Annotated in this window: 8 protein-coding genes and 1 pseudogene; 7 read left to right on the top strand and 2 right to left on the bottom strand. The window is 71.0% G+C overall.

The window, feature by feature from the left end:
* From VFM98_RS08105 to cydB, 6 genes and pseudogenes are all read left to right on the top strand, one after another.
* Positions 1 to 900, top strand: a pseudogene (locus VFM98_RS08105) (ribonucleoside-diphosphate reductase, adenosylcobalamin-dependent); the annotation flags it as partial.
* On the top strand, positions 897 to 1,499 hold the full coding sequence (locus VFM98_RS08100) for a nitroreductase family protein (protein ID WP_325109405.1): 603 nt from the start codon (positions 897 to 899) through the stop codon (positions 1,497 to 1,499). The pseudogene VFM98_RS08105 and the gene VFM98_RS08100, both read left to right, overlap by 4 nt.
* Positions 1,496 to 2,044: a hemerythrin domain-containing protein gene (locus tag VFM98_RS08095; RefSeq protein WP_325109404.1), complete on the top strand. Its 549-nt coding sequence runs from the start codon at positions 1,496 to 1,498 to the stop codon at positions 2,042 to 2,044. The genes VFM98_RS08100 and VFM98_RS08095 overlap by 4 nt, the downstream gene beginning before the upstream one ends.
* Before the next feature lie 86 nt (positions 2,045 to 2,130).
* Positions 2,131 to 3,039, top strand: a complete 909-nt coding sequence (locus VFM98_RS08090; RefSeq protein ID WP_325109403.1) for an arsenite methyltransferase — start codon at positions 2,131 to 2,133, stop codon at positions 3,037 to 3,039.
* Between the two features lie 49 nt (positions 3,040 to 3,088).
* A complete protein-coding gene (locus VFM98_RS08085; RefSeq protein ID WP_325109402.1) occupies positions 3,089 to 4,489 on the top strand; it encodes a cytochrome ubiquinol oxidase subunit I in 1,401 nt (466 codons plus the stop codon).
* Positions 4,486 to 5,499 (top strand): cytochrome d ubiquinol oxidase subunit II, encoded by a 1,014-nt coding sequence (cydB, locus tag VFM98_RS08080; protein WP_325109401.1) that lies wholly within the window; start codon positions 4,486 to 4,488, stop codon positions 5,497 to 5,499. The genes VFM98_RS08085 and cydB overlap by 4 nt, the downstream gene beginning before the upstream one ends.
* Before the next feature lie 419 nt (positions 5,500 to 5,918).
* Here the strand turns inward: cydB and VFM98_RS08075 are convergent, their stop codons facing one another.
* Positions 5,919 to 7,196 (bottom strand): acyl-CoA dehydrogenase family protein, encoded by a 1,278-nt coding sequence (locus tag VFM98_RS08075; RefSeq protein ID WP_325109400.1) that lies wholly within the window; start codon positions 7,194 to 7,196, stop codon positions 5,919 to 5,921.
* A gap of 193 nt (positions 7,197 to 7,389) precedes the next feature.
* Between VFM98_RS08075 and VFM98_RS08070 the strand changes: the two genes are divergently transcribed.
* Positions 7,390 to 7,947, top strand: a complete 558-nt coding sequence (locus VFM98_RS08070) for a hypothetical protein (protein WP_325109399.1) — start codon at positions 7,390 to 7,392, stop codon at positions 7,945 to 7,947.
* Here the strand turns inward: VFM98_RS08070 and VFM98_RS08065 are convergent.
* Positions 7,948 to 8,373 (bottom strand): DUF4130 domain-containing protein (locus VFM98_RS08065; protein WP_325109398.1); only part of this gene is annotated, 426 nt, incomplete at its 5' end.

Raw genomic sequence — 8,373 nt, 5'->3', positions numbered from 1 at the left:
GAGGACCACGCCTGGCGCCTGTTCCGCTCGCTCGGCGGCGATACGTCCAAGCTGCCGCCCTACTTCGTCTCCGCGCTGGAGATGCCGGCGGCGGACCACCTGGCGATGATGGAGGCGGTGCAGCCCTTCGTCGACACCGCGATCTCCAAGACGGTCAACGTGCCGGCGGAGTATCCCTACGAGGACTTCCAGGGCCTGTACCTGGAAGCCTGGCGCGCCGGCCTCAAGGGCCTGGCGACCTACCGCCCCAACGAGATCCTCGGCTCGGTGCTCTCCACCACGCCGGAGGCGAAGGCGCAGCAGGAGCAGGCCACCGAGCCCAAGGTGGACCCGATGCGCGCGGTGATCGCGCGCCGGCCCAATGGCCAGCTCTCGGCGGTGGCGGAGAAGGTCGAATACTGGACCCAGCAGGGCCGGCAGACGCTCTACATCGTCGTCTCCTTCCTGCCGCTGGAAGACGGCCGCGAGCGCGCGATCGAGTTCTTCATGCCGGTGGGCCAGAGCGGCGAGTCGCAGCAATGGATCACCGCCAGCTTCCGGCTGCTGTCGCTGGCCGCGCGCGGCGGCTTCCTGGAGCGCGCGCTGACCGACATGCGCAAGGTCGCCTGGGACCGCGGCCCCGTGCGCCTGGGCACCTACTCCAAGGCCGACGGCACCTCGGTGCCGATGTGGCACGACTCCGAGGTGGCGGCGATCGCCTATGCGGTGCAGAACATCATCGCCCGCCGCAACGGCGAACCGGTGGCCGCGCTCGCGACTCCGCCGGCGCCGCCGGTGGTCTCCGCCGCGCCCTCCACCATGGCCGGCAGCAAGTGCCCCGAGTGCGGCGCGCACGCCATGATCCGCAAGGACGGCTGCGACTTCTGCACCTCGTGCGGCCACGTGGGAGCCTGCGGGTGAGCGCGGCGCCGGACGCGGCACTTGCCGGCGAATGGGCCGCCGCGCTCATTCACGGCCGGCGCACCGTGCTGCCGGCCGGCCTGGCCGAGCCCGGACCGGACGCGGAGCAGCAGCGCGCGATCCTGCTCGCCGCCTCCGCCGCGCCGGACCACCACGACCTGGTGCCCTGGCGCTTCGTGGTCATTCCGGCCGCCGCGCGGCCCGCGCTGGCGCAGGCCTTCGAGGCCGCGCTGCGCGAGCGCGACCCCGATGCCACGCCGGAACAATGCGCCAAGGCGCGCGACAAGGCCTTCCGCTCGCCGCTGCTGCTGCTGGCCATCGCCCGGCTGCGCGACCAGGACGCCGAGATCCCGCCGCAGCAGCGCCTCGTCTCCGCCGGCTGCGCGATCCAGAACATGCTGCTGATGGCCACGGCGCTCGGCTTCGGCTCGGCGCTGACCAGCGGCAAGGCCCTGCACTCGCGCGTGTTCCGCGAGTTGTTCGCGCTCGGCGCCGACGAGGAGGCGCTGTGCTTCGTCAGTGTCGGCACCATCGAGGGCCAGCGCCGCAACCGCGTGCGCGCCACGCCCGACCGCTACGTCAGCGAGCTCAAGCCATGACGCAACCGATCTCCCTGCAGTCGCTGGTGCCCACGCCGGCGGCCGGTTTCGAACAGCCTTTCGAGATGCTGGAGGCCTGCCACCAGCGCGTGCACCGCATGCTGGCCCTGCTGGCGCGGCTGCGCGCGCACCTGCGCGACAACGGCAACGACGTGCAGGGCCAGCAGGCCGCGCGCGACGTGATGCGCTACTTCGACCAGGCCGCGCCGCAGCACCACATGGACGAGGAGTTGCACGTGTTCCCGCCGCTGCTGGAGCGAGGCGACGCGCGCGTGCAGGATGTCGTGCGGCGGCTGCAGCAGGACCACCTGCAGATGGAAGCGCGCTGGACCACCGCGCGCGAGGTGCTGGTGCTGGTCGCCCAGGGCGAGCTGCAGCGGCTCTCGCCCGAGGACGAGGCGCGGCTCGACGCCTTCGCCGGCCTCTACGACGACCACATCCGCGCCGAGGAAGAGATCGCCTACCCCGCCGCGCAGCCCCTGCTGGACGAGCCGGCCCGCGCTGCGATGAGCGAGGACATGATGCGCCGCCGCGGGGCGGCGTAGCAGCGTCTTCGGCGGCACGGCAGGCCGGGCGCAATACTGCGGGAACTGGCGGGGCGCCGGCCAGCCAACCAACACAGGAGAAGCGCATGGACTCGGGTGAAAACGTCAAGCAGGTCGTGCGGGAGCGCTACGGCGCCGCGGCGCAGCGGGTGGCGCGCGGGGACCGCAACGCCTGTTGCGGCGGCAAGGGGGCCGCGCTGGATGCGGTGGATCCGATCACGTCGAACCTGTACGACGCCAGCCAGGCGGCGGGCGTGCCCGAGCAGGCGCTGCTGGCCTCGCTGGGTTGCGGCAACCCGACGGCGCTGGCGGAGCTCCGCCCCGGCGAAACCGTCCTCGACCTCGGATCGGGCGGCGGGATCGACGTGCTGCTGTCCGCGCGGCGCGTGGGCCCCGGGGGCTTTGCCTTCGGCCTCGACATGACGGACGAAATGCTCGCCCTGGCGCAGGAGAACAAGCGCAGGAGCGGCCTGAAGAACGTGCAGTTCCTCAAGGGCGAGATCGAGCACATCCCGCTGCCGGACAACTCCGTGGACGTGATCATCTCCAACTGCGTGATCAACCTGTCCGCCGACAAGGACCGGGTGTTGCGCGAAGCCTTCCGCGTGCTCAAGCCGGGCGGACGCTTCGCCGTCTCGGACGTCGTCGTTCGCGGGGAAGTTCCCGAATCCATCCGTCGCAGCATGAACCTCTGGATCGGGTGCGTCGCCGGCGCCCTCTCGCACGACGAGTACCTGGCGAAGGTGCGTGCCGCCGGCTTCGAGCAGGCCGCCATCGAGGTCACGCGGGTCTATTCCGCCGAGGACGCGCGGGACTTCCTCGCGCAGGAAGGCGAGGAAGTCCGGCAGCTGGCGGCCCAGGTGGACGGCAAGTTCGTGAGCGGGTTCGTGCGCGCGACCAAGCCTGCGGGCGCCTCGACAGCCCGCATCGAACCCAAGTCGAGCACCCAGGCCGACCAGGCTTCCTGCTGCGCACCGGGCTGCTGCGGCACCTAGATCGGGCTGCCGCCGCTACACTGCCCCGGCCCTTGCGCACCGGGGTTCCATGGAAACAGTGTTCGGCATCGACGCGGTCCTGCTGGCGCGGATCCAGTTCGCCTTCACGATCGCGTTCCACATCGTCTTCCCGGCGTTCTCGATCGGGCTGTCGGCCTTCATCGCCACGCTGGAAGTGCTGTGGCTGTGGACGGGCTCGGCCCACTTCCACCTCCTGGCGCGCTTCTGGACCAAGATCTTCGCGGTCTCGTTCGCGATGGGCGTGGTCTCCGGCATCGTCATGGAGTACCAGATCGGCACCAACTGGAGCCGCTTCGGCGAGGTGGTGGGCAACACGCTGGCGCCGCTCTTCAGCTACGAGGTGCTGACGGCCTTCTTCCTGGAGGCGAGCTTCCTCGGCGTGATGCTGTTCGGCTGGAACCGCTTCCCGCCCTGGCTGCACACCATGGCTTCGATCTTCGTCGCGCTGGGCACGGCGCTTTCGGGCTTCTGGATCCTGGCGGCCAACAGCTGGATGCAGACGCCGGCCGGCCACGAGCTGCGCGACGGCATCGCGTATCCGGTGAGCTGGTTCCACGTGATCTTCAATCCCAGCTTCCCCTACCGCTTCGCCCACATGATGATCGCCACCTACATCACCACCTCCATGGTGGTGGCGGCGAGCGGCGCCCGCTACCTGATGGCGGGCCGCTGCACGCGCGAGGCGATGACGATGCTGCGCATGGGCCTGGGCATGCTGGCGCTGCTGGCGCCGCTGCAGGCCGCGGTGGGCGACCTGCATGGCCTGAACACGCTGGAGCACCAGCCGGCCAAGGTGGCCGCGATCGAGGCGCACTGGGAAGACACGGGACCGGTGGCCCTGGTCCTGTTCGCCTGGCCCGACATGCAGCAGGAGCGCAACCGGTTCGAGCTGGCCGTGCCGCATCTGGGCAGCCTGATCCTCACGCACGAGTGGAACGGCCGCTTCCGCGGCCTGCGCGAGTTCCCGCGCGAGGAGCGTCCGCCGGTGGCGCCGGTGTTCTTCGCGTTCCGGCTGATGGTGGGCCTGGGCGTGGCGATGATCGCGCTCGGCTGGTGGGGCGTGTGGCTGCTGTGGCGCGGCCGGATCGCGCAGCGGCGCGGCTTCCTGCGGCTGCTGCGGGTGTGCTGGCCGGTCGGCTTCGTGGCGCTGATCGCCGGCTGGATCGTCACCGAGGTCGGGCGCCAGCCCTGGATCGCCTGGGGCATCCTGCGCACGGCCGACGCCACCTCGCCCGTCACGGCGGTGCAGGTGGCGATCTCGCTCACGCTGTTCGTGCTGGTGTACTTCGTCGTGTTCTCGATCGGCATCCGCTACATCCATCGCATGATCGGCAAGGGCCCCGAGGCGCAGATGCCGGGCCCGGACACCTTGCCGAACCGGCCGCTGGCGGGCGGCCAGCCGGACGCGCGGGAGGCCACCCCTTCATGACCGGCCTGGAGGAGACCCTGCCCGTCATCATGGCCCTGCTGCTGGGGCTGGCCGTGGTGCTGTACGTCGTGCTCGATGGCTTCGACCTCGGCATCGGCATGCTGTTCTTCTTCTACCCGCGCGAGGACGAGCGCGACCTGGTGATGAACTCGGTGGCGCCGTTCTGGGACGGCAACGAGACCTGGCTGGTGCTGGGCGGGGTCACGCTCTGGACGGCGTTTCCGAAGGCCTTCGCCGTGATCCTGCCGGCCATGTACATCCCGGTGCTGGTGCTGCTGCTGGCGCTGATCTTCCGCGGCGTCGCGTTCGAGTTCCGCTGGGTCGCCAAGCCGCGGCACCGGGCCTGGGACTGGTCGTTCGCGGTCGGCTCCACGCTCGGCGCCTTCGCGCAGGGCCTGGTCCTGGGCGGCATCGTGCAGGGCATCCCGGTGCAGAACCAGGAGTTCGCTGGCCATCCCTTGTCGTGGCTGTCGCCCTTCAGCGTGATGTGCGGCGCGGCGGTGGTGGTCGGCTACACGCTGCTGGGCGCGACCTGGCTGATGCTCAAGACCAGCGGCCCGGTGGAGGAGAAGGCGCGCCGGCTGGCGTTGCCGCTGCTGGCCGCGCTGATGGCGTTCATCGTCGCCGTGAGCATCTGGACGCCGCTGATGTCGCCGCGCATCGCGGAGCGCTGGTTCGGCGTGCCGAACATCTTCTTCCTGGCCCAGATCCCGGTGGCCACGCTGCTGTTCGCGTGGCTTTGCTGGCGCGGCATCCGGCGCGGGCAGGCGATCCTGCCGTTCGCGATGGCGGTGGCGATCTTCCTGCTGGCGTTCCTCGGCCTGGTGATCTCCAGCATCCCGTACATCGTGCCGCCGTCGATCACGATCTGGCAGGCGGCTTCGCATCCGGGCACGCAGGTGTTCTACCTGATCGGGGCGGCGCTGCTGATCCCGATGATCCTGGCGTACACGGTGCTGGTGTTCTGGTTGTTCCGGGGGAAGTTGAAGCACGGCGAGGGGTATCACTAGCGCCGTCGGGCGCTACGCTGCGCTCGCGCATCGCTGGGCTTTCGCTATCGCTCCAGCGCCAGCCTACCGGATTCCGGCGCATCGCTGGGCTTTCGCTGTCGATCCAGCGCCAGCCTACCGGATTCCGGCGCATCGCTGGGCTTTTGCTGTCGATCCAGCGCCAGCCTTCTACGGGACCGGAGCCAGCCGAAGCGACCGGAGCCAGACGAAGCGACCGGAGCCAGCCGAAGCGACCGGAGCCAGCCGAAGGGACCGGCGCCAGCCGAACGGGGACGGGCGCGAGCCGACCGCGCCTGCACGCGCCTGCACGCGCCTGCACGCGCCTGCAGCGTAGGCTGGAGCTGAGCGCGCACGAAGTGCGCCGAAGCCCAGCGATCCGCGAGCGCAGCGAAGCGGCACGGCGCCGCGTCGAGGCGCCCTCACCGGATCCGCACCGGCGCCTGCATCTGCTCCGGCGTGGTGAAGTAGTCCGCCCACTTCCCCCTCTGCTCCCCGGCGCGCCGCAACTCGCTGCGCGCGATGGTGCGCAGGTGCACTTCGTCGGGCCCGTCCATGATCCGCAGCGCGCGGCCCCACGTGAACAGCCACGCCAGCGGCGTGTCGGGCGACAGGCCCATGGCGCCGAAGACCTGGATCGCGCGATCCACCACCCGCACCTGCAGCCGCGCCGCCGCCACCTTGATGGCGGCGATCTGCTCGCGCAGGTCGGCCGGCGGCTGCGGCTGGTCCAGCGCCCACGCGGTGCGCAGCACCAGCAGCCGCGCCATGTCGGTCTCGATGCGCGAATCGGCCAGCCACTCCTGCACGTTGGCCTGCTGCGCCAGCGGCTTGCCGAAGGCGCGCCGCTCCAGCGCGCGGTCGCAGGCCAGCGCCAGCGCCAGCTCGCACTGGCCGATGGTGCGCATGCAGTGGTGCACCCGGCCCGGGCCGAGCCGCGCCTGCGCCAGCGCGAAGCCCTCGCCCCATTCGCCCAGCAGGTTCTCCGCCGGCACGCGCACCTGCCGCAGCACCAGCTCGCAATGGCCTTCCGGCGCCGCGTGCTGGAGGATGGCGATGTTGCGCACCACCTCGACGCCGGGCGCGTCCATCGGCACCAGCACCAGCGAATGCGCGCGGTGCCGCTCGCCTTCGGCGGCATCGGCGTTGCGGCAGACGACGATCAGCAGCCGGCAGTCCGGATGCGCGACGCCGGTGACGAACCACTTGCGCCCGCTCACCACCAAGTCACCGCCTTCGCGCCGCACCTGCGTCTGCAGGTTGGTCGGGTCCGAGGAAGCGACATCGGGCTCCGACATCGCGAATGCGGAGCGGATCTCGCCGGCCAGCAGCGGTGCCAGCCAGCGCGCGCGCTGCGCCGGCGTGGCCGAGCGCAACAGCAGCTCCATGTTGCCGCTGTCGGGCGCATTGCAGTTGAACACCTCCGCGGCCCACGGCAGCCGCCCCATCGCCTCCGCGAGCGGCGCGTAATCCTGGTGCGACAGCGCGGTGCCCGGCGCCTCGCGCGGCAGCGCCGGCAGGCACAGGTTCCACAGCCCCTCCTCGCGCGCCAGCGCGCGCAGCTCGGCGACGAAGCCGGGGTGCTCGCCGCGCGCGGCCGCGGCCTGCCAGGCCGCGTTGCAAGGCAGGACGAAGCGGTCCAGGAAGGTCTCCAGCCGGGCGAGCCATTCGCGGGCGCGCGGCGAGGGCTCGAAATTCATGACGGGCGGCAGGGGGATTCTTGAAGCGCCCCATCATGGCCGCGCACTTCCTCATGCATACTGACCTGTATCAAGCGCCGGCCATCGTTTCCGCGCCGCCGCCGGGCGCGCCCGACAAGGGCCGCCGAGGCGGCAGGGGACAATTCCGGTGCACCCCCGCAACCCTGAAGGAGCGGCCCTCCGCGAGCATGCCGTGCGCCTGCTGTCCGACCCCGGCTTCCTCTTCCAGTTCGTGCTGGGAGGGCTCGCGCTCGCCGTCACCGCCGTGCTGTGGCGGATGCGTTCGGACCACCGGCGCCGGCTGGCCCGCCGGCGCGCTGCCGGCTACCGCCTGATCGACTGCCTCAAGGCCTACACGGCCTGGATCGACTGGCACCGCGACGAGCCGCTGCTGCACCAGAACCCGGAGGAAAGCGGCATCCCGGCCGCGCTCGCCCAGGCCGTGCAACTGAAGGACGAGCACTTTCCCGAGCTCGCCGGCCTTATGCTGCAACTGCTGCAGACGCACCGCGAGCTGATGCAGTACCTGTGGGAGGAGAACATCCTGCGCATGACGCATTCGGCGCACCTGCGGCCGCACTATGCCGATCCGCGCTACCACAACATCCGCGACCGGCAGGATGCGACGCTGGACAGCCTGTTCCTGCGCTGCCGCCAGCTGATCGGCGACTCCAGCGCCGAATGGAAGCGCACCCGCAGCGACTTCAGTTTTTCCAGCGACCTGGGCCTGCCTTCGCGGCCCTCGCTCTGATCAGACCCAGGGCAGCGCCTCCAGCGCCCGCGCCCGCTCGTCGTCCGTCATGGGTTGCCCGTGCTCCGCGGGCGCCAGGGCCGGCGCGCTGAGCAGGTGCTCGCCGTCCCAGCGCATGCTGCGGTCGGGCGTGAGCAGCATCCAGCAGCCCTCCGGGTCGCGCCGGGCGAGCCAGATGCCGACCTCCTCGCAGATGTAGTGCGCCGGCTCGTACCAGGCCACCGGCACCGCGACGCCGCGGATCACGAGCGGGTGGAATTCGATGCGCGCCTTCATCTTCTGGATGTCGCGCCGCACCGCCTGGGCCATCTGCCGCAAGCGGGCGAGGTCCTCGTCGCCGGGGTCGTTCTTGAGCTCAGGCTCGTGGACGAGCCGCCAGAGCGAGCGGTACAGCAGGTCGAAGCGCTGCGGGTCGCGGTGCAGCAC

The sequence above is a fragment of the Ramlibacter sp. genome, from assembly GCF_035706265.1.
In the GTDB taxonomy this organism is placed as follows: domain Bacteria; phylum Pseudomonadota; class Gammaproteobacteria; order Burkholderiales; family Burkholderiaceae_C; genus Ramlibacter.
Note: the sequence above shows the minus strand (reverse complement) of the source record. Positions and strands in the feature narration are given on the sequence as shown.